This window comes from Polynucleobacter cosmopolitanus (assembly GCF_002224225.1).
Lineage (GTDB): Bacteria > Pseudomonadota > Gammaproteobacteria > Burkholderiales > Burkholderiaceae > Polynucleobacter > Polynucleobacter cosmopolitanus.
The window spans coordinates 646,224-664,872 of the sequence record NZ_NJGG01000001.1 but is presented as its reverse complement, the minus strand read 5'-3'; the positions used below and the strand labels follow the sequence as shown (position 1 = coordinate 664,872).

Genomic DNA, 18,649 nt, shown 5'->3' with positions numbered 1-18,649 from the left:
AGGGCATCATGGATTTACGAAAACTCAAAACTTTGATCGATTTAGTAGCCGAATCTGGCGTTTCAGAATTAGAAGTAACAGAAGGTGAAGACAAAGTCCGAATCGTTAAAAATCCAGCCCCTATCGCAGCACCTCTTCAGCAAGTTTATGCCGCAGCTCCAGCAGCGGCTCCAGCAGCACCGGCCGCCGCAGCTGCACCAGCAGCAGAAGCAGCACCAGCAGAACCAACTGGTCATGCCGTGAAATCTCCAATGGTCGGCACTTTCTATCGCTCTCCAACACCAGGCGCTGATTCTTTTGTGAAAATTGGCGACACTGTCAAAGAAGGTCAAACACTTTGCATCATTGAAGCGATGAAGTTATTGAACGAGATTGAATCTGATAAATCAGGTGTTGTTAAAGAAATTTTGTGTGAGAACGGCCAAGGCGTTGAATTCGGTCAGGCTCTTTTCATTATTGGCTAATTCAAGCTAAAGCTCACAAAGGTTAACCAATGTTTGAAAAGATTCTTATCGCCAATCGCGGCGAAATCGCACTTCGTATTCAAAGAGCCTGTCGCGAGATGGGCATCAAAACTGTGGTCGTGTTCTCAGAGGCTGACCGTGACGCCAAGTATGTCAAATTAGCTGATGAAGCTGTTTGTATCGGTCCAGCACCATCAGCTCTGAGCTATCTCAACATGCCAGCGATCATTTCTGCTGCAGAAGTAACAGATGCTCAAGCGATTCACCCGGGTTACGGCTTCTTGTCAGAAAACGCTGACTTTGCTGAGCGCGTTGAACAGTCTGGTTTTGTGTTCATCGGCCCAACAGCAGAATCGATTCGCTTGATGGGCGACAAAGTATCTGCCAAGCAGGCCATGATTCGCTCAGGCGTGCCGTGTGTTCCAGGTTCTGAAGGCGCTTTGCCTGACAACCCAAAAGAAATTTTGGCCACAGCTAAAAAAGTTGGTTACCCAGTCATCATCAAAGCTGCCGGTGGTGGTGGTGGTCGAGGTATGCGTGTAGTTCACACCGAGGCGCACTTGATCAATGCAGTCAATATGACTCGTGAAGAAGCTGGTCGTGCTTTCGGTAATCCAGAAGTCTATATGGAGAAGTTCTTAGAGAACCCTCGCCACGTAGAAATTCAAATTCTGGCTGATACCCATAAAAATGCCGTGTACTTGGGTGAGCGTGATTGCTCCATGCAACGTCGTCACCAAAAAGTGATTGAAGAAGCTCCAGCACCTGGCATTGACCGACGTCTAATCGCCAAAATTGGTGAGCGTTGCGCCGAAGCCTGTAGAAAAATTGGTTATCGCGGTGCAGGTACTTTTGAGTTTTTATATGAAAACGACGAGTTCTACTTCATCGAGATGAACACCCGTATTCAGGTTGAGCATCCAGTGACTGAATTGATCACTGGCATTGACTTGGTTCAACAACAAATTCACATTGCGGCTGGCGAAAAGTTACCTTTCCGTCAAAAAGACATTGAATTCAGAGGTCACGCCATTGAATGCCGTATCAATGCTGAAGATCCTGTGAAATTCATGCCAAGTCCAGGTCGTATTCAATCTTGGCACATGCCAGGTGGCCCCGGCATTCGCGTTGACTCACATGCTTACGCTGGTTACTTTGTGCCACCGACCTACGACTCAATGATTGGCAAATTGATTGCCTACGGCGCAACCCGTGAACAAGCGATTCGCCGCATGCGCATCGCTTTGTCTGAAGTTGCGATCGACGGCATTTTGACCAACATTCCATTGCATCGTGAATTGATGTTAGATCCAAAGTTTGAACAAGGTGGTACAAGCATTCACTACCTAGAGCACAAGCTTGAGGAGCAAGCAGCATCAAAACGTGGCAACACCAAGTAATTCAGCCATCAGCTACTTAGTCCTCCATGGCCTTTCGTGAACTTGTATTTACCGTCTCCGAAGATCTTGCAGAAGATCTCGGAGATGCTCTCATGGAATTGGGTGCCCTATCGATTTCGGTCAGTGATGCAGCTGCTGACACTGATTCTGAAAAACCCTTGTATGGAGAACCGGGCCTAACGCCTGATCGACAAGCTTGGGAACAATCTCAAGTCATCGCCCTTTTTGATGAACAAGGTTTGAGTGCTGCAGAAATTTCTTTGGCTTTGTCTGAAGCAGGTTTTCAAATCAATGCTCCACAAGAAAGAAGTGTTGAAGAACAAGACTGGGTGCGTCTCACACAATCACAATTTGAACCCATTCAAGTAGGTCAACGTTTGTGGGTGGTGCCATCTTGGCATGATGCCCCCAACGATCCCAACGCGGTTTGCTTGGCGGTTGATCCTGGACTGGCTTTTGGTACAGGCAGTCATCCAACCACGAAGTTGTGCATGCAGTGGTTAGAAGAGCATCCTGATTTAGCCAGTAAAACACTCTTAGATTACGGTTGTGGCTCAGGGATTTTAGCAATTGCTGCCAAACGTTTGGGTTGCGGTGATGCGTTCGGCGTTGACATTGATCCACAAGCCGTCATTTCTGCCAAAGATAATGCAGAGCGCAATGAAGTAGCGGTTGACTTTAGATTGCCAGAAGAAGATATCACTCATAGCCAGCACGATGTGGTGGTTGCGAATATCTTGGCCAATCCACTCCAAGTTCTTGCCCCAGCACTTTGCCAACGCATTGCGCCAAATGGCCACATTGTTTTATCAGGCATTCTTGAGCGCCAAGCTGAAGAAGTTATCGCAACTTATCAACCATGGATTCAACTGCACGTTTGGCGTGAGTGTGATGGTTGGGTGTGCTTAACTGGTCAATTAGCTTCAGTTGAAACAAACCAAGCTACTGACAATCAAAAAAAAACAGTAAAAACTAGCGAAAATTTAAGCAAGTCGGCTAACTCGTCAAAAAAGAATCAGTTTCTTACTTCATTTGGCTGGATCAGCTTAGCTGTATTAATGGTGGTGATTGTTTTACAGCTTTTGCACCTTGGCAGACATGCGATTGCATTACAAATCTCCAAAGCGCCTGCTGGCATTCAAGAACCCTTATTTAAAGCATTCAAATCTATCGATGCTTCACTTTGCAAACAGTTTGCTTGCCAAGACATCCCCTTAAGAGACTTTTCTGCTTGGGCCATTGAGTTAGCTAATCTAAAAATCAATCCTGGCAATAATCAAACTGCCACCGGAATACTCGAACTACAAATCCGCAACAAATTACCTTTGGTCATCACTTGGCCACATGTCTTACTCTCCATCACCGATGCCAATGATGCGGTGATCTCAGAGAAACTTCTCAGTCCTCAAGATTGGTTGCCAGAAGATGATGCTAAAGTTACTCCAAACGGCTCACAAGGGCTTCAGGAAGTCTCTAGCAATATTTTCTTGAGCCTACCCCAACAAGCTGCCGGATTCAGAGTGCGCCTGCTCTATGTTGATGACAGGCCAACAGAGACACCATCCCAATAATCCGAACATTTCATTCATTTAAACCAATTCACCCACCCAAGGAACTTTATGTCTAGCTTAATTTGTGGCTCTATCGCCTACGACACCATCATGAATTTTGAAGGTCGCTTTCAAGATCAAATCTTGGCAGACCAAATTCATATCTTGAACGTTGCTTTTTTAGTTCCAAGCATGCGTCGAGAATTTGGTGGATGTGCCGGCAATATTGCTTACAACCACAAACTATTGGGTGGAGAGCCCATCATCATGGCGACTGTTGGCGGCGATGCTGGCTCTTACTTTGATCAATTGGCCAAATACAACATCAGCGCTGATCATATTCGTGAATTACCGGAAGCTTTCACCGCTCAAGCCATGATCACAACAGACCGTGATAACAATCAAATCACCGCTTTTCATCCTGGTGCCATGGGTGAATCACACCTCAACACAGTGGCAGAGGTGATCAATCATCGCGAAAAGAAACAGCTCGAGTTACCAAAAATTGCGATTGTCGCTCCAGATGGCAGACAAGGCATGGTTGAACATTGCCAGCAATTGGCAGATGCAAAGATTCCATTCATTTTTGATCCAGGCCAGGGTTTACCTATGTTTGACGGTCAAGAACTCTTGGCTTTTATTGAGCAAGCAACCTATGTGGCCGTGAATGACTATGAAGGAGAAATGCTGGCTCAAAGAACTGGCTTATCTTTAGAAAAAATCGCAGAACGGGTCGCAGCTTTGATTGTCACCAAAGGTGCGCAAGGCGCAGAAATACATGCCCAAGGTAAAAAAATTGAAATTCCGGTGGTACCTGTCGGAAAAGCCATTGATCCAACTGGTTGCGGGGATGCTTTCAGGGGTGGATTGCTCTACGGTATCGAACAAGGATTTGATTGGGAAGTGACCGGTCGCTTAGCAAGCTTGATGGGTTCCATCAAAATTGCCAGCCAAGGCCCTCAAAATCATTGCCCACCTCAGGAATCCATTCAAATGCAGTTCAAGCAAGCATTTGGCTACAGCTATTAATTCCTAAACTACCAACTCATTCAGTCTTACCAAAGAAAAAACCCGCTAAGGCGTTAAGCTATAGCGGGTTTGATTCCCTCTGGGAACCAGTCCCTAATAAATTAAGGACGAGAACCCGTTGGAAAAGGCCAAGCAGCAGCCGGATTTAAAACTGTCTTTGCTGTTGAAGCAGGAGCAGCTTTAGCAGCCGGCTTTTTTGCAGCAGGCTTACTTACTTTTTTTTTACTACTTTTTTAGCAGCTTTTTTTGCAGCAGGCTTCTTAGCAGCAGCTTTTTTAGCAGCAGGCTTCTTAGCAGCTACTTTTTTCTTAGCAGCAGGCTTTTTAGCAGCAGCTTTTTTAGCAGCAGGCTTCTTAGCAGCTACTTTTTTCTTAGCAGCAGGCTTCTTAGCAGCAGCTTTTTTAGCAGCAGGCTTCTTAGCAGCTACTTTTTTAGCAGCTGGTTTCTTTGCAGCTACTTTTTTAGCAGCTGGTTTCTTTGCAGCAGGTTTTTTCTTGGCAGTTGCCATATTAAACTCCTTCACGTGAGAGTGATTTACAAATACTACTGATTAAAGAAACCCGACCACACCAACTTCGTGTGAGCGAGCCATTCATCGGCGCGCCACTCACTACACGTCGCACGCTAATGAATCTTGGAAAAAAAGCCGTGACCTCTGCAGGTGACGGCTTTTTAAATAAGTTAGAAGAACGTTTAGAACTATCAAAAGAAATAGATGACAACGCACTCTGATGGTTCAGAGTTTTCGGTTTTAACCCGTGTTGTTGGCGACTACCTATCAACAGTTTTTTCTCCTAGAGTTTTGCAACTTTCGTGATAGTACAACTTAAGAGATGCGTTGTCATTAATTATTTTAAAAAAAATTTACTCCCAGTTCAACGCACCACCAGTTTGATATTCAATAACGCGAGTTTCAAAGAAGTTTCTTTCCTTCTTCAAGTCGATCATTTCACTCATCCATGGGAATGGATTTTCTTCGTTCGGGAACATTGCCTCAAGTCCAATTTGCATGCAACGGCGATTGCAAATGTAGCGCAAGTAACCTTTGAACATTGGCGCGTTCAAGCCCAGAACCCCTCTAGGCATGGTGTCTTCGGCGTAACGGTACTCCAACTCAACCGCTTTTTCAAACAAACCGCGCAACTCTTCTTTGAACTCTGACGTCCACAAATGTGGGTTTTCTAACTTGATCTGGTTGATCATGTCGATGCCAAAGTTGCAATGCAATGACTCATCACGCAAGATGTACTGATACTGCTCTGCAGCACCGGTCATCTTATTTTGACGACCCATCGCTAAAATTTGCGTAAAACCAACATAGAAGAACAAACCTTCCATGATGCAAGCGAACACAATTAAAGAGCGCAATAGCTTCTGATCGTTCTCTGGAGTACCTGTTTCGAATGATGGATCAGTCAAAACGTCGATGAATGGGATCAAAAACTCATCTTTGTCACGAATTGACTTCACTTCATGATACGCATTGAAGATTTCAGCCTGGTCTAAGCCCAAAGATTCGACAATGTATTGGTAGGCATGGGTGTGAATCGCCTCTTCAAAAGCCTGACGCAATAAATATTGACGACATTCTGGGGCAGTGATCTGGCGATAAGTGCCCAAAACAATGTTATTGGCCGCCAATGAGTCAGCCGTCACAAAGAATCCTAGATTACGCATGATGATGCGGCGCTCATCTTCAGTCAGACCATTAGGATCTTTCCAAAGAGCGATGTCACGAGTCATATTGATCTCTTGAGGCATCCAGTGGTTTGCGCAACCAGCCAAATACTTCTCCCAAGCCCATTTGTATTTAAATGGCACCAATTGGTTCACATCTGTTGAACCATTGATGATGCGCTTATCAGCCACGTTCACACGACGAGCAGCAGCATCTTCTGGGTCAACTGTTGCTGAAGGAGCTGATGCAGATGACATTGGCATCGGCATTGGACGGTTTGGCAAGGGGCTGTTTTCCGCAGTAACAGATGGGTTCATTACTGGCGCTGCTTTCGCAACCGGTGTTGCGGCCGTCTCTTCTTCCCAATTCAACATAATATGTTCTCCAAATTCTTTTTAAATTGCATTTTTATAATCATCAACTATACGACTTATTGGCAAGCTTCGCATTCGTCAAAGCCAGCATCGCCTGGGCGCATCGTACAAACAGGACCGTCTGCTTCAGCAGCTGCAGCAGCAGCCGCTGCCAAAGTTGGGTCGCCATTTGATACTGAGTTCAAAGCGCCACCTTTGACCGTTGATTTCTCAACGTGAGTAGCTGAAATCGTGCGCAAGTAATATGTTGTTTTTAAACCACGCAACCAAGCAAGCTTGTAGGTGTCATCCAACTTCTTACCAGATGCGCCAGCCATATAAATATTCAATGACTGAGCTTGATCGATCCATTTTTGACGACGGGATGCAGCTTCAACCAACCACAGAGGCTCAACTTCAAAAGCTGTTGCGTACAAATCACGCAAATCTTGAGGAATGCGATCGATTTTTGACAATGAGCCATCAAAGTACTTCAAGTCAGCAATCATGACTTCGTCCCACAAACCGCGGGCCTTTAGATCACGAACCAAATAATCGTTCACCACGGTGAATTCACCTGAAAGGTTAGATTTCACAAAAAGGTTCTGATAAGTTGGCTCGATACAGGCTGAAACACCAATGATGTTAGAAATTGTGGCTGTTGGTGCAATCGCCACACAGTTTGAATTGCGCATACCGAACTGCTTGATACGGTTACGCACTGGTGTCCAATCCATCTTAGAAGACATATCAACTTCAACATAGCCACCGCGCTGTTCAGCCAATAATTTCACTGAATCCTGTGGCAAGATGCCACGATCCCACAAAGAACCCTTGTAAGTCTCGTAAGTGCCACGCTCTTCGGCCAACTCTGTTGAGGCCAAGTAAGCGTAGTAGCAAACAGCTTCCATGGATTCATCAGCAAATTGAACGGCTGCATCACTGGCGTAAGGAATACGCAACATGTGCAAGCAATCCTGGAAGCCCATGATGCCCATACCAACTGGACGATGCTTCATGTTTGAGTTGCGGGCTTTAGCCACCGCGTAATAGTTGATATCAATCACGTTATCCAACATGCGCATCGCTGTGCGGATGGTTTTTTGGAGTTTTTCGTGATCAAGCACCAACTTGCCGCTGGCATCTGCCTTCAAATGAACAGCCAAGTTCACTGAACCCAAGTTACAAACAGCGATTTCTGTTTCATTGGTGTTCAAAGTGATTTCTGTACACAAGTTTGATGAGTGAACCACACCAACGTGCTGCTGAGGGCTGCGAACGTTACATGGGTCTTTGAAAGTGATCCATGGGTGGCCTGTTTCAAACAACATACCCAACATCTTGCGCCACATATCTAAGGCATTGACCTTCTTGAATGGCTTGATTTCACCATTGGCAGCTTTTTGCTCATAAGCCAAATAAGCTTTTTCGAACTCCAAACCAAACTTGTCATGCAAATCTGGGCAAGTTGATGGTGTGAACAATGTCCAATCACCTTTTTCCATCACACGCTTCATGAACAAGTCTGGAATCCAGTTAGCCGTGTTCATGTCATGCGTACGGCGGCGATCATCACCCGTGTTCTTACGCAACTCTAAGAATTCTTCTACGTCTAAGTGCCAAGTCTCTAAGTATGCGCAAACTGCGCCCTTGCGCTTACCGCCTTGGTTCACTGCAACTGCTGTGTCATTCACTACCTTCAAGAACGGCACAACACCTTGAGATTTACCATTAGTACCTTTGATATGACTGCCCAAAGAACGTACATTCGTCCAGTCATTACCCAAACCACCTGCAAACTTAGATAACAAAGCGTTTTCTTTCAAACCTTCGTAAATACCATCCAAGTCATCTGGAATCGTTGTGAGGTAGCAGCTAGACAACTGTGAGCGCAATGTGGCTGAGTTGAACAGTGTTGGTGTGCTGGACATGAAATCAAATGTTGACAAGATTTCATAGAATTCAATCGCACGATCTTCACGATTCACTTCATTCAATGCCAAGCCCATCGCCACGCGCATGAAGAATGCCTGAGGCATTTCGATGCGGTGATCTTCAATGTGTAAGAAATAACGGTCATACAAAGTCTGCAAGCCCAAATAATTGAACTGCAAATCACGATCGGCTTTCAAAGCGGCGCCCAACTTGACCAAGTCATAAGTCAACAAACGCTTGTCTAGTAACTCTGCATCCACACCTTGCTTGATGAATTGTGGGAAGTAGCTGATGTATTCAGCAGCCATGGCACCTTGTGGTACTTCACGGCCTAAGATTTCTTTACGGATGGTGTGCATCAAAATACGTGCAGTCACCTGGCTGTAGGCTGGATCGTTTTCAATCCATGTGCGTGACGCCAAAATAGCTGAGTCATACACCTGAGCCATTGGAACGCCCTCATACAAACCTTTGATGGTTTCTTTGATGATTGGCTCTGCATTCACTGCATTACCTAAACCTTCACAAGCAGCCTGAATCACCATTTGTAATGCAACCATATCCAATGGCTTGATCACACCATTGTCACTCACGTTAATTCCTGGGTGATCTACGATTGGAGCTACAGGATGAGCTGCCACCTGTGCTGCGCGCTCTTGATTGCGTTTCTCACGATAAAGCACATAAGCACGGGCCACATTGTGCTCACCACTGCGCATCAAGGCCAATTCAACTTGATCTTGAATATCTTCAATGTGGAAAGTTCCGCCATTTGGACGGCTGCGCAATAAAGCGCGTACAACCACTTGTGTCAATTGCTCTACTTGCTCACGCACTCGTGCAGATGCTGCACCTTGACCACCATTAACCGCTAAAAATGCTTTTGTAACAGCGATGGCAATTTTTGATGGCTCGAACGCTACAACTGAACCATTGCGACGAATGATTTTGTAATCAGTTAATTGTGTTGCTTGAGCACCACCGACACCACCGGCCACAAATCCCTCTGAAGGGCTTTGACTAACTTGACCAGTTGATTGGCCAGAAAATGGATTGGATGTTTGGCCAGAAACTTGTGGGTCTGCGTAGGTCATTCGAACTCCTGTATCTATATATATGTATTAATTGGGTAAAAAGTCTATTTTTTTGATTTTTTTCAACGGCTATTCGCTATAAAGAACACTACATTTAGTGTTTTTTCTGCGACAACGGTACTAAGTATAGGGTATTTATGATTATTTTGATAAGGATTTTTTGTCAAAAATACCTATCGAAATCCCTAATCTGAACCTCTTTTTATTGATTTTTTGGCACCGTTGTAGGGCTTTTTTGAATAACCATTTAGATGGTTAGTTCTTACTAACCCAACGAGTCAAGACTTATTTGAAAAGACTAACTTCTATTTTCAAGACCGTAGGGAAGTTGTCTGGTCGGGATATTGGCGTCTTGAGCAAATCTCTGCCATTCAAAGTGAATCCCTGGATCAGTTTTTCGACCAGGAGCCACATCACTGTGACCAGCATAGGCAGAAATTGGATGAAATTTTTGTAAAGCGGCGACCAATTCTTTGAGTGCCGTGTACTGAGCTGGACCAAAAGGCACATCATCGCTACCTTCCAATTCAATACCAATTGAAAAGTCATTGCAGCGCTGGCGCCCAAAGTAATCAGAAACCCCTGCATGCCAAGCACGATTCAAAGTTGATACAAACTGCTGAACATGACCATCACGCCGAATTAAAAAATGACTCGACACTTGTCGATCGGCAATTTCCGCGAAATAAGGATGAACTTTGGGATCTAATTGATTTTGAAAGAAATCAGCAATGTGATTTCCACCAAATTGCCCTGGCGGCAAACTGATGTGATGCATCAACACCAACTCAACAGGCAAGCCTTCAGGTCTTGCATCATAGTTTGGTGATTTGATCCACTCTGCTTCACCCCACCAACCTTTTGGATCAATGCTGGAACGATGCTCACGTGAGCAATATGCGCCGACTCCCTCGCCTTGCGGAAATCTCAAACCACAATGAGGACACTGCGCCATGCTTTTAGGCTCAACTGGTTTGGCTGATGTGGCTTTGGATGCGGCCTTTGGTGATGGCTTGGCACTTGATCGATTGTTTTGAGAGATTTGCGCATAACGCCACCAAATAATCAAACCCGTCAGAATCAGGGTGAACAGTAACCACTTCATCGTTGGATCAACACCTCTAAAACAAAGCGACTACCCACATAGGCCATCAACAAAACTGCAAAAGATCCTAGCACCCAACGAACTGCCGTCAAGCCTCGCAAGCCAACACGCCAACGCGCGATCAACAATCCAGCAAACATCACCCAGGATAAGAAGCCAAAGATTGTTTTGTGATCCCAAAATAAAGCACGACCAAACAGTGCTTGGCTAAAAAACAATCCGGAGAACACAGTCAAAGTTAACAAAGCAAACCCAACCGTGATGATTCTGAAAAGAATACTTTCCATGCTCATCAATGGTGGTAGACGATTACCCCACTTGGCAAAAAAACTATTGGCCTTGTCATGTGTTGGCATGTGCAAGTGACGATCTTGCCAATGCATCAAAATGGCATGTAACGCTGCCAAACTCAGAAGGCCATAAGCCGCATTCGCGACGATGAAGTGAGCTCGGAACCATGGGTCATCAATGGAGCGAGCTGACAGTACTGATCCAGAAAAAATAATCGGCAAAATCGCTGTGACACATGCCGCTAACAAAATGATGGCTCTCAAGCCTTTGATGGGCAGATACCAACTTTCAAACCAAAAAAATGTGACTCCTATCCATGCCATGGTTGATAAGGCTTGGGCAAAACCAAAAATGAAGCCTTGCTGAGTAAAGATAGACTCATGCAAAGAGACTCCGTGCAGAACCAAAATCGGCAATAAAAGCCATTGAGAAAGACTCGACACGATTGGAGAGTCTTGATTCTTTTCAGAATTTTGCGAGTAAACCCTGATTTCTCGTAAAAAAAACAAGAAATATAAAGCGCTGGGTATCCATGCGAAGCTGGGGTGACCTAAAATGTTCATATCTACAGTTTAATGCTCATATGTTTCAAAATCTAACAGATCGTTTAAGTCGTGTGGTTAAAACCATGCGAGGTCAAGCCAGACTGACCGAAGAAAATACCGCCGAAATGCTTCGCGAGGTACGTTTAGCCCTATTAGAGGCTGACGTTGCACTTCCTGTTGTCAAAGAGCTCATCAATAATATTAAACAAAAAGCTCTTGGTGTTGAGGTTCTCGACAGTTTAAGCCCCGGCCAAGCTTTGGTAGGAGTTGTTCAAAAAGAACTCACCGCCATCATGGGGAACCCAAGCGCTGGTAGCCTCAACTTGGCAGCTCAACCACCGGCCATTATTTTGATGGCAGGTCTTCAAGGTGCCGGTAAAACAACTTCTGCTGGCAAATTAGCCAAATGGCTAAAAGACACACAAAAGAAAAAAGTATTGACCGTGTCTTGCGACGTTTACCGTCCAGCCGCTATCAAACAATTGCAAATGGTCAGCGAACAAGCTGGCGCAGATTTCTTTCCTAGCGATGAAAACCAAAAACCCAAAGACATTGCGCGCGACGCTTTGGACTGGGCCAAACGCCACTATCACGATGTCTTGATTGTTGATACTGCCGGTCGCTTAGGTATTGATGAAATGATGATGCAGGAGATCAGTGCCTTGCATCAAATCTTGAACCCGATCGAAACACTCTTTGTGGTCGACGCGATGTTGGGTCAAGATGCTGTGAACACCGCCAAAGCATTCAATGAAGCACTGCCATTAACGGGCGTGATTCTGACCAAGCTAGATGGTGATGCACGCGGTGGTGCGGCACTCTCAGTTCAACACATCACCGGCGTTCCAATCAAGTTTGCGGGTGTGGCTGAAAAACTGGATGGTCTTGAACCATTTGATGCTGACCGAATGGCTAGCCGCATTTTGGGCATGGGCGACATCCTCGCATTGGTTGAACAAGCACAAAAGAATGTTGACTTTGACCAAGCTCAAAAATTAGCTGACAAAGTTAAAAAGGGTGGCTTTGATTTAAATGATTTCCGCATGCAAATCACTCAAATGCGCCAAATGGGTGGTTTAGGCAGCATGATTGATAAATTACCTGCAAAGTTTGCGCAAGCAGCCGCCAAGCAAGACATGAGTGTTGCTGATAAACAAGTTGCACGCACACAAGGCATCATCGACAGCATGACGCCAGCAGAAAGAAGGAAGCCTGAACTTCTTAAAGCCAGCAGAAAACGTCGCATTGCTGCTGGTGCAGGAGTGCAAGTACAAGAAGTGAATCGTGTCTTGGCTCAATTTGAACAAATGCAATCCATGATGAAACAATTCAAAGGCGGCAAGATGGCCAAGATGCTGGGTGGCATGGCAGCCAAGGGCATGGGGAATATGTTCAAGCGTTAATTCATAACAATATTCTTTGATTAAAACTCTTGAGACAAATAAAAAGCCAGATCATTGATCTGGCTTTTTTATGGGTCTTACTTTTGATTTGAACGAATCATCAAGATGCCAATTGAGCTTTCACTAAATCAGTCACTTTTTTAGCCACATCACCCACTGGTATCACTGATGCTTCAGCATCGGTGCGAGCTTGAAACTCCAACTGACCTTCCTTCAAACCACGCTCACCAATCACCACACGGTATGGCACGCCGATCAATTCCCAATCCGCGAACATCGCTCCAGGACGCTCACCGCGATCATCCAAAATCACTTCGATGCCTGCAGACATTAAGTCTTGGTAAAGTTTGTCAGAGGCTTCTCGAACCATGTCAGAACGGTCATAACCCATTGGGCATAACACCACTTGGAACGGTGCAATCGTTACTGGCCACATGATGCCGCGATCATCAAAACGTTGTTCAATCGCAGCGCCCAATAAGCGAGTCACGCCAATGCCATAACAACCCATCACCATTGGTTGAGACTGACCTTTTTCATCCAAGTAAACGGCATTCATCGACTCTGAATAACGGGTACCTAACTGAAACACATGACCCACTTCAATACCACGGCAAATTTCTAGAACACCCTTACCGTCTGGTGATGCATCACCAGCAATCACGTTGCGCAAATCAGCGACGATTGGTTCAGGCAAATCACGCGCCCAATTCACACCAGTTAAATGATGGCCTTCTTGATTGGCACCGCAAATGAAATCATTCATATTGGCAACCGTTCTATCGGCCACAATCGTCAAAGGCTTGTTTGTTTTCACTGGGCCTAAATAGCCAGGAGGAGTACCAAAATACTCAATGATTTCTGCTTCAGTTGCAAAACGGAAATCTGTCAAACCTGGTACTTTGCTTGCTTTGATTTCGTTTAATTCATGATCACCACGGATCAACAATAAAAATAGCTTTGCGCCCCCTTCTTGATCAACCGCCAAGACAATTGACTTGACTGTTTTTTCAATCGAACACTTCAAGAATTGCGCCACCTCTTCACACTTCACCTGCCCAGGCGTCGGAGTTAAGGCCATCGCTTCAGAAGCAGCACCTCTGCTTGCAATCAATGAAAGTGCTTCCGCAGTTTCAATATTTGCTGCATAGTCAGAACTTGGGCAGTATGCAATGGCATCCTCTCCCGTATCTGCGATCACGTGGAACTCTTGACTACCCGTTCCCCCAATGGCACCGTTATCTGCATTAACGGCTCTGAAGTTAAGACCTAAGCGCTGGAAAATACGGGTGTAGGCATCAAACATTTTGGCGTAAGACACTTTCATGCCTTCGACATCTCGGTCAAAAGAATAAGCGTCTTTCATGCTGAACTCACGACCGCGCATGATGCCAAAGCGTGGGCGACGCTCATCTCGGAATTTCGTTTGAATTTGATAAAAATTGACGGGTAATTGCTTGTAACTCTTGATTTCATGACGGGCAATGTCAGTCACCACTTCTTCAGACGTTGGCTGGATCAAAAAGTCGCGGTCATGGCGATCTTTGATTCTCAATAACTCTGGGCCCATCTTGTCCCAACGACCTGTTTCTTGCCATAGTTCGGCTGGCTGAACGACTGGCATTAAAAGCTCAACGGCTCCAGCCTTATCCATCTCTTCACGGATGATGCCTTCGACCTTGCGAATAACCTTAAGACCCATGGGCATATAGTTGTAGATGCCGGCGCCCAGCTTTCGAATCAAGCCAGCACGCATCATGAGCTTGTGGGAAACGATTTCCGCATCGGCTGGGGCTTCTTTTAAGGTACGGATAAAAAATTGGCTGGCTTTCATGGTTCACTTTATAAAATAATGGTTTGGCTATATAGCTATAATCAATTTATTGATTTTAAAGGATTAAAGGATTAAGGCACGAATATGCTCGACAGAGAAGGGTACAGACCCAACGTCGGCATCGTTCTACTCAATCAACGCAACGAGGTATTTTGGGGGAAACGTGTTGGCCAGCACTCTTGGCAATTCCCGCAAGGTGGTATCCAACACGGTGAAAACCCAGAACAAGCAATGTATCGCGAGTTGCATGAGGAGATCGGTCTAGAGCCGCAACATGTCCAGATCATTGGACGAACCCGTGAATGGCTACGTTATGACGTGCCACAGGAGTTCTTGCGCCGCCCATCTGCAGCAAATGCAGCTCGTCGTTCAACTCGTCAAGCTTATCGCGGCCAAAAGCAAATTTGGTTCTTATTGCGCATGGTGGGCCGTGATAGCGATGTGTGTTTGCGCGCCACAGACCACCCAGAATTTGATGCTTGGCGTTGGAGCCCCTATTGGATTCCATTGGATGTGGTGATTGATTTCAAACGCGAAGTATATGAATTAGCTTTATCGGAGTTGGCCAGATATATCTCGCGAGGACCTCGCATGATGATGATGCCTTGGGGTTCACCACTGGATCTTTACAAGTCAACATTGCACGACCCCAAACAAGATTCGGAGCCCTCTTGATTCAACATTCAATCTTTAAGCATATTTTTAAAATTCTTTTGAGCTTATTAGCAACGATGAGCATCACCGCTCATGCTCAATATAAAACCCTCGACCCAAACGATCAAAATGATCCAGACGCTCCTCGCTTTTGGGAGGAAGCCGAAGTCAAGATTCCGACAGCACCTCCATCCAAAGATCTCAAACCTTTTTATGTTTCAGCCATCACTCAACTGAAGTTTGCTTTAGATGCGCCTTCGATTACCTTTGGCAAAGATGAAGTGATTCGCTATGTACTTGTGATCACTACCCCCAGCGGTGGACAACAAGTCAGCTATGAAGGCATTCGTTGTGAAAAATATGAATGGCGCCTATATGCCACTATGCAAAAAGATGGTGAATGGCATAAATCTGTTAACAGCCGCTGGCAATTAATTCGAGGCGCAGGTCACAACTCATATCACGCAGCTTTGGTCAAAGATGCATTTTGTGACAACTCAATCCCGCGCAGAAGCGCCAAGGAAATTATTCCTTTGCTGAAACCTTAAGTCTTAAATTTATTGAGACGTGCTCACTTCTTTGCTGTGAGTTGAGAGCCAATGGATTCGCCTTGAGCCAAACGAACCAAGACATTTTCTTCAAGACCAGAGGCGATCACAGTATCAGCGCCTGACTGAGCAGCGACTTTTGCTGCCAATACCTTGGTGAGCATGCCACCTTTGCCAATATCACTGCCAGCACCACCCGCCATTTTTTCTAAAGCAGGGTCCCCTGCTTGCGCTTCTTGAATCAAATGCGCATTTGCATCGCTGCGTGGATCAGCGCTGAACAAGCCACCTTGATCAGTCAAAATAATCAAGGCATCAGCCTCAATCAGATTGGTGACTAAAGCACCCAAAGTATCGTTGTCTCCAAATTTGATCTCATCTGTGACCACTGTGTCGTTTTCATTGATGATAGGCACCACACCATGCTTTAGAAGAGTCAGTAAAGTCATGCGTGCATTCTGATTTCTTTGCTCATCTGCCAAGTCAGCATTGGTGAGCAAGACTTGTGCCGTTCTAATTCCGTATTGAGCAAAACAAGTTTCATAAACTTGTACCAAGCCCATTTGACCAACAGCCGCTGCAGCTTGTAATTCATGAATATCAGTAGGACGCTTGGTCCAATTCAAACGCTGCATACCTTCAGCAATCGCTCCCGAACTGACCATCACCACTTGCTTACCCATCTTGCGCAACTCAGCCATTTGAGCAGCCCAACGACCAATTGCTGCATGATCAAGTCCCTGACCACGATTGGTCACCAGTGTTGAACCCACTTTGATCACGATGCATTCGGCATCTTGTATTGCTTTGCTCACCAAGCACTCCTTGAATACATGTATTTTTTAGTCGTTAACTTTTAATCATTAACTTTTTAGTCATTAACTTCGTCGTCGTCCAAGTCTTTGTTCTGAAAACGTGGATCAGCATCATGCTCTTCAGCTTCATCGCGCTGCGCTTTTTTCGCATCAAGATCCGTCTGAATCGCATAACAAAGTTGCTGGCAACCTTCTCCAGTCAAAGCTGAAATTTCAAACACAGGACCTTTCCAACCATAAGCTTTGACGAAAGCCTTGATTTTGGCGGCACGTTCCTCAGCAGGAATCATGTCGACCTTGTTCAATACCAACCAACGAGGTTTGTCATACAAAGACTCATCGTATTTCTTCAGCTCATTCACAATCGCTTTGGCTTCTCCAACAATATCTACATTGTCATCAAATGGCGCCATATCGACCAAATGCAATAACAAATTGGTGCGCTGTAAATGTCGTAAGAAACGATGTCCAAGGCCAGCACCTTCTGCTGCACCTTCAATCAATCCTGGAATATCTGCAATCACAAAGCTTCGCTCAGCGCCCACTCTCACCACACCTAAATTAGGGTGCAAAGTTGTGAAGGGATAGTCTGCAATCTTAGGTCGTGCGTTAGAGACTGCTGTGATCAATGTTGACTTACCAGCGTTAGGCATGCCCAACAAACCAACATCGGCCAACACCTTGAGTTCTAATCTGAGTTTATATTCTTCACCAGGCAAACCACTGGTCTTTTGTCTTGGCGCACGATTGGTACTGCTCTTGAAATGTAAATTTCCCCAACCACCAGCACCACCTTTGGCCAAACACAATCTTTGACCGTGATAGGTCAAATCGGCGATGATTTCATTGGTATCCATGTCATGAATGATGGTGCCCACTGGCATGCGCAATTCAATATCTTCACCTGCGCGACCATAACAATCAGCACCTCTGCCTGGCTCACCATTTTGCGCTAAATGTTTTTTTGCAAAACGATAATCCACCAAGGTATTGATGTTTCTATCAGCGATGGCGTATACGCTACCGCCTCGACCGCCATCACCACCATCTGGTCCGCCAAATTCAATAAATTTTTCGCGACGCATCGAAGCGCTTCCAGAGCCGCCATGGCCTGCCACTACTTCAATACGAGCTTCGTCGATAAATTTCATAAGATCCAATAAAAAAGGCCTCGCTATTTGGCGAGGCCTTATGCTGAGTTCTGAATGTTCTTCGTTATCTCAGTTAAGGCTAATTAAGCTGTCGGAAGTACAGAAACGAATGATTTCTTATCTGTACCTTTAACGCCAAATTGAACATGACCATCTACCAATGCGAACAATGTGTGATCTTTGCCACAACCAACGTTCACACCAGGGTGAACGCGTGTACCGCGTTGACGAATAATGATGCCGCCTGCGTTGATGGCTTGACCGCCATAAACTTTAACGCCTAATCGTTTTGACTCTGAGTCACGGCCGTTACGTGTGGAACCGCCGCCTTTTTTCTGTGCCATTTTCTACTCCGCCTCTGCCTATTAGGCCTTGATCGTGTTAATCAAAATCTCAGTAAAGTTCTGACGATGTCCTTGACGCTTTTGATAGTGCTTGCGTCGACGCATCTTAAAAATCTTCACTTTGTCATGACGACCCTGAGAAATAACAGTGGCTTTAACAGTTGCACCACTCACCAATGGCTCACCAAACTTCAATGATTCGCCTTCGCCTACGGCGAGAACTTGGTCAATAGTGATTTCACTGCCTACATCCGCTGGTATCTGTTCTATTTTCAATTTTTCACCAGCAGCAACCTTGTATTGTTTGCCACCGGTTTTTATGACCGCGTACATATTGAAATCTTTCTATAAATATCCACACGACCCCGTGCCGTGTAGAGCCCTAAATTATAGCTCTAGCTATATTTCTAGTCAAAAAGTAAAATTCAGGTAAATGTAAGAGACATTCTCATGTTT

17 protein-coding genes and 1 pseudogene are annotated in these 18,649 nt (G+C 45.3%); 8 read left to right on the top strand and 10 right to left on the bottom strand.

Annotation, left to right across the window (positions count from 1 at the left end):
- Positions 1-8: 8 nt before the first annotated feature.
- Genes accB through AOC33_RS03415 form a run of 4 tightly spaced genes read left to right on the top strand, consistent with a single transcriptional unit; the run spans position 9 to position 4,443 of the window.
- A complete protein-coding gene (gene accB, locus AOC33_RS03430; protein WP_089515174.1) occupies positions 9-464 on the top strand; it encodes an acetyl-CoA carboxylase biotin carboxyl carrier protein in 456 nt (151 codons plus the stop codon).
- 29 nt (positions 465-493) lie between these two features.
- The gene (gene accC / locus AOC33_RS03425) at positions 494-1,864 is read left to right on the top strand and encodes an acetyl-CoA carboxylase biotin carboxylase subunit (RefSeq protein WP_089515173.1); all 1,371 of its coding nucleotides are present in this window, start codon (positions 494-496) and stop codon (positions 1,862-1,864) included.
- A 26-nt stretch (positions 1,865-1,890) separates the two neighbouring features.
- The gene (gene prmA, locus AOC33_RS09245) at positions 1,891-3,435 is read left to right on the top strand and encodes a 50S ribosomal protein L11 methyltransferase (protein ID WP_089515172.1); all 1,545 of its coding nucleotides are present in this window, start codon (positions 1,891-1,893) and stop codon (positions 3,433-3,435) included.
- A gap of 48 nt (positions 3,436-3,483) precedes the next feature.
- Positions 3,484-4,443 carry a carbohydrate kinase family protein gene (locus AOC33_RS03415; protein WP_089515171.1) on the top strand — a complete coding sequence of 320 codons (960 nt, stop codon included), beginning with the start codon at positions 3,484-3,486 and terminating at the stop codon, positions 4,441-4,443.
- 211 nt (positions 4,444-4,654) lie between these two features.
- Here the strand turns inward: AOC33_RS03415 and AOC33_RS03410 are convergent, their stop codons facing one another.
- Positions 4,655-4,951, bottom strand: a complete 297-nt coding sequence (locus AOC33_RS03410) for a histone H1-like repetitive region-containing protein (RefSeq protein WP_143744008.1) — start codon at positions 4,949-4,951, stop codon at positions 4,655-4,657.
- Between the two features lie 71 nt (positions 4,952-5,022).
- Between AOC33_RS03410 and AOC33_RS09110 the strand changes: the two genes are divergently transcribed.
- A complete protein-coding gene (locus tag AOC33_RS09110; RefSeq protein ID WP_180738086.1) occupies positions 5,023-5,175 on the top strand; it encodes a hypothetical protein in 153 nt (50 codons plus the stop codon).
- 132 nt (positions 5,176-5,307) lie between these two features.
- Here the strand turns inward: AOC33_RS09110 and AOC33_RS03405 are convergent, their stop codons facing one another.
- The 4 genes from AOC33_RS03405 to AOC33_RS03390 form a co-directional block, all read right to left on the bottom strand.
- The gene (locus AOC33_RS03405) at positions 5,308-6,495 is read right to left on the bottom strand and encodes a ribonucleotide-diphosphate reductase subunit beta (protein WP_089515170.1); all 1,188 of its coding nucleotides are present in this window, start codon (positions 6,493-6,495) and stop codon (positions 5,308-5,310) included.
- Between the two features lie 56 nt (positions 6,496-6,551).
- A complete protein-coding gene (locus tag AOC33_RS03400; protein WP_089515169.1) occupies positions 6,552-9,503 on the bottom strand; it encodes a ribonucleoside-diphosphate reductase subunit alpha in 2,952 nt (983 codons plus the stop codon).
- A 298-nt stretch (positions 9,504-9,801) separates the two neighbouring features.
- On the bottom strand, positions 9,802-10,608 hold the full coding sequence (ampD, locus tag AOC33_RS03395; RefSeq protein ID WP_342744450.1) for a 1,6-anhydro-N-acetylmuramyl-L-alanine amidase AmpD: 807 nt from the start codon (positions 10,606-10,608) through the stop codon (positions 9,802-9,804).
- Positions 10,605-11,462: a cytochrome C assembly family protein gene (locus AOC33_RS03390; protein ID WP_089515168.1), complete on the bottom strand. Its 858-nt coding sequence runs from the start codon at positions 11,460-11,462 to the stop codon at positions 10,605-10,607. The genes ampD and AOC33_RS03390 overlap by 4 nt, the downstream gene beginning before the upstream one ends.
- A gap of 20 nt (positions 11,463-11,482) precedes the next feature.
- On the opposite strand from AOC33_RS03390, the gene ffh reads away from it, so the two are divergent.
- Positions 11,483-12,847 (top strand): signal recognition particle protein, encoded by a 1,365-nt coding sequence (ffh, locus tag AOC33_RS03385; RefSeq protein WP_089515167.1) that lies wholly within the window; start codon positions 11,483-11,485, stop codon positions 12,845-12,847.
- Positions 12,848-12,947: 100 nt separating this feature from the next.
- Here ffh and AOC33_RS03380 read toward each other — a convergent pair whose 3' ends face one another.
- Complete coding sequence (locus AOC33_RS03380; RefSeq protein ID WP_089515166.1) at positions 12,948-14,681, bottom strand: proline--tRNA ligase; 1,734 nt, start codon at positions 14,679-14,681, stop codon at positions 12,948-12,950.
- Between the two features lie 84 nt (positions 14,682-14,765).
- On the opposite strand from AOC33_RS03380, the gene AOC33_RS03375 reads away from it, so the two are divergent.
- Both AOC33_RS03375 and AOC33_RS03370 read left to right on the top strand, forming a co-directional pair.
- Positions 14,766-15,356, top strand: a complete 591-nt coding sequence (locus AOC33_RS03375) for an RNA pyrophosphohydrolase (RefSeq protein WP_089515165.1) — start codon at positions 14,766-14,768, stop codon at positions 15,354-15,356.
- Between the two features lie 56 nt (positions 15,357-15,412).
- Entirely contained in the window at positions 15,413-15,883 is a 471-nt protein-coding gene (locus tag AOC33_RS03370) for a CNP1-like family protein (RefSeq protein WP_143744007.1), read from the top strand.
- Between the two features lie 29 nt (positions 15,884-15,912).
- On the opposite strand, the pseudogene proB reads toward AOC33_RS03370, so the two are convergent.
- The 4 genes and pseudogenes from proB to rplU all read right to left on the bottom strand — a co-directional run.
- A pseudogene (gene proB / locus AOC33_RS03365) lies at positions 15,913-16,698 on the bottom strand (glutamate 5-kinase); the annotation flags it as partial.
- A 56-nt stretch (positions 16,699-16,754) separates the two neighbouring features.
- Positions 16,755-17,849, bottom strand: coding sequence for a GTPase ObgE (gene obgE, locus AOC33_RS03360; protein WP_089515162.1), 1,095 nt, complete (start codon positions 17,847-17,849; stop codon positions 16,755-16,757).
- An 83-nt stretch (positions 17,850-17,932) separates the two neighbouring features.
- Positions 17,933-18,193 (bottom strand): 50S ribosomal protein L27, encoded by a 261-nt coding sequence (rpmA, locus tag AOC33_RS03355; RefSeq protein WP_089515161.1) that lies wholly within the window; start codon positions 18,191-18,193, stop codon positions 17,933-17,935.
- A 21-nt stretch (positions 18,194-18,214) separates the two neighbouring features.
- On the bottom strand, positions 18,215-18,526 hold the full coding sequence (gene rplU, locus AOC33_RS03350) for a 50S ribosomal protein L21 (RefSeq protein ID WP_089515160.1): 312 nt from the start codon (positions 18,524-18,526) through the stop codon (positions 18,215-18,217).
- Positions 18,527-18,649 lie beyond the last annotated feature (123 nt).

Coding starts and splice junctions, on each gene's coding strand:
- obgE (WP_089515162.1), bottom strand. CDS start 17,849: ATGAAATTTATCGACGAAGCTCGTATTGAAGTAGTGGCAGGCCATGGC.
- accC (WP_089515173.1), top strand. CDS start 494: ATGTTTGAAAAGATTCTTATCGCCAATCGCGGCGAAATCGCACTTCGT.
- ampD (WP_342744450.1), bottom strand. CDS start 10,608: ATGAAGTGGTTACTGTTCACCCTGATTCTGACGGGTTTGATTATTTGG.
- AOC33_RS03370 (WP_143744007.1), top strand. CDS start 15,413: ATGAGCATCACCGCTCATGCTCAATATAAAACCCTCGACCCAAACGAT.
- rpmA (WP_089515161.1), bottom strand. CDS start 18,193: ATGGCACAGAAAAAAGGCGGCGGTTCCACACGTAACGGCCGTGACTCA.
- AOC33_RS03415 (WP_089515171.1), top strand. CDS start 3,484: ATGTCTAGCTTAATTTGTGGCTCTATCGCCTACGACACCATCATGAAT.
- AOC33_RS03390 (WP_089515168.1), bottom strand. CDS start 11,462: ATGAACATTTTAGGTCACCCCAGCTTCGCATGGATACCCAGCGCTTTA.
- AOC33_RS03410 (WP_143744008.1), bottom strand. CDS start 4,951: ATGGCAACTGCCAAGAAAAAACCTGCTGCAAAGAAACCAGCTGCTAAA.
- AOC33_RS03375 (WP_089515165.1), top strand. CDS start 14,766: ATGCTCGACAGAGAAGGGTACAGACCCAACGTCGGCATCGTTCTACTC.
- AOC33_RS03400 (WP_089515169.1), bottom strand. CDS start 9,503: ATGACCTACGCAGACCCACAAGTTTCTGGCCAAACATCCAATCCATTT.
- AOC33_RS03380 (WP_089515166.1), bottom strand. CDS start 14,681: ATGAAAGCCAGCCAATTTTTTATCCGTACCTTAAAAGAAGCCCCAGCC.
- accB (WP_089515174.1), top strand. CDS start 9: ATGGATTTACGAAAACTCAAAACTTTGATCGATTTAGTAGCCGAATCT.
- prmA (WP_089515172.1), top strand. CDS start 1,891: ATGGCCTTTCGTGAACTTGTATTTACCGTCTCCGAAGATCTTGCAGAA.
- AOC33_RS03405 (WP_089515170.1), bottom strand. CDS start 6,495: ATGTTGAATTGGGAAGAAGAGACGGCCGCAACACCGGTTGCGAAAGCA.
- ffh (WP_089515167.1), top strand. CDS start 11,483: ATGTTTCAAAATCTAACAGATCGTTTAAGTCGTGTGGTTAAAACCATG.
- rplU (WP_089515160.1), bottom strand. CDS start 18,526: ATGTACGCGGTCATAAAAACCGGTGGCAAACAATACAAGGTTGCTGCT.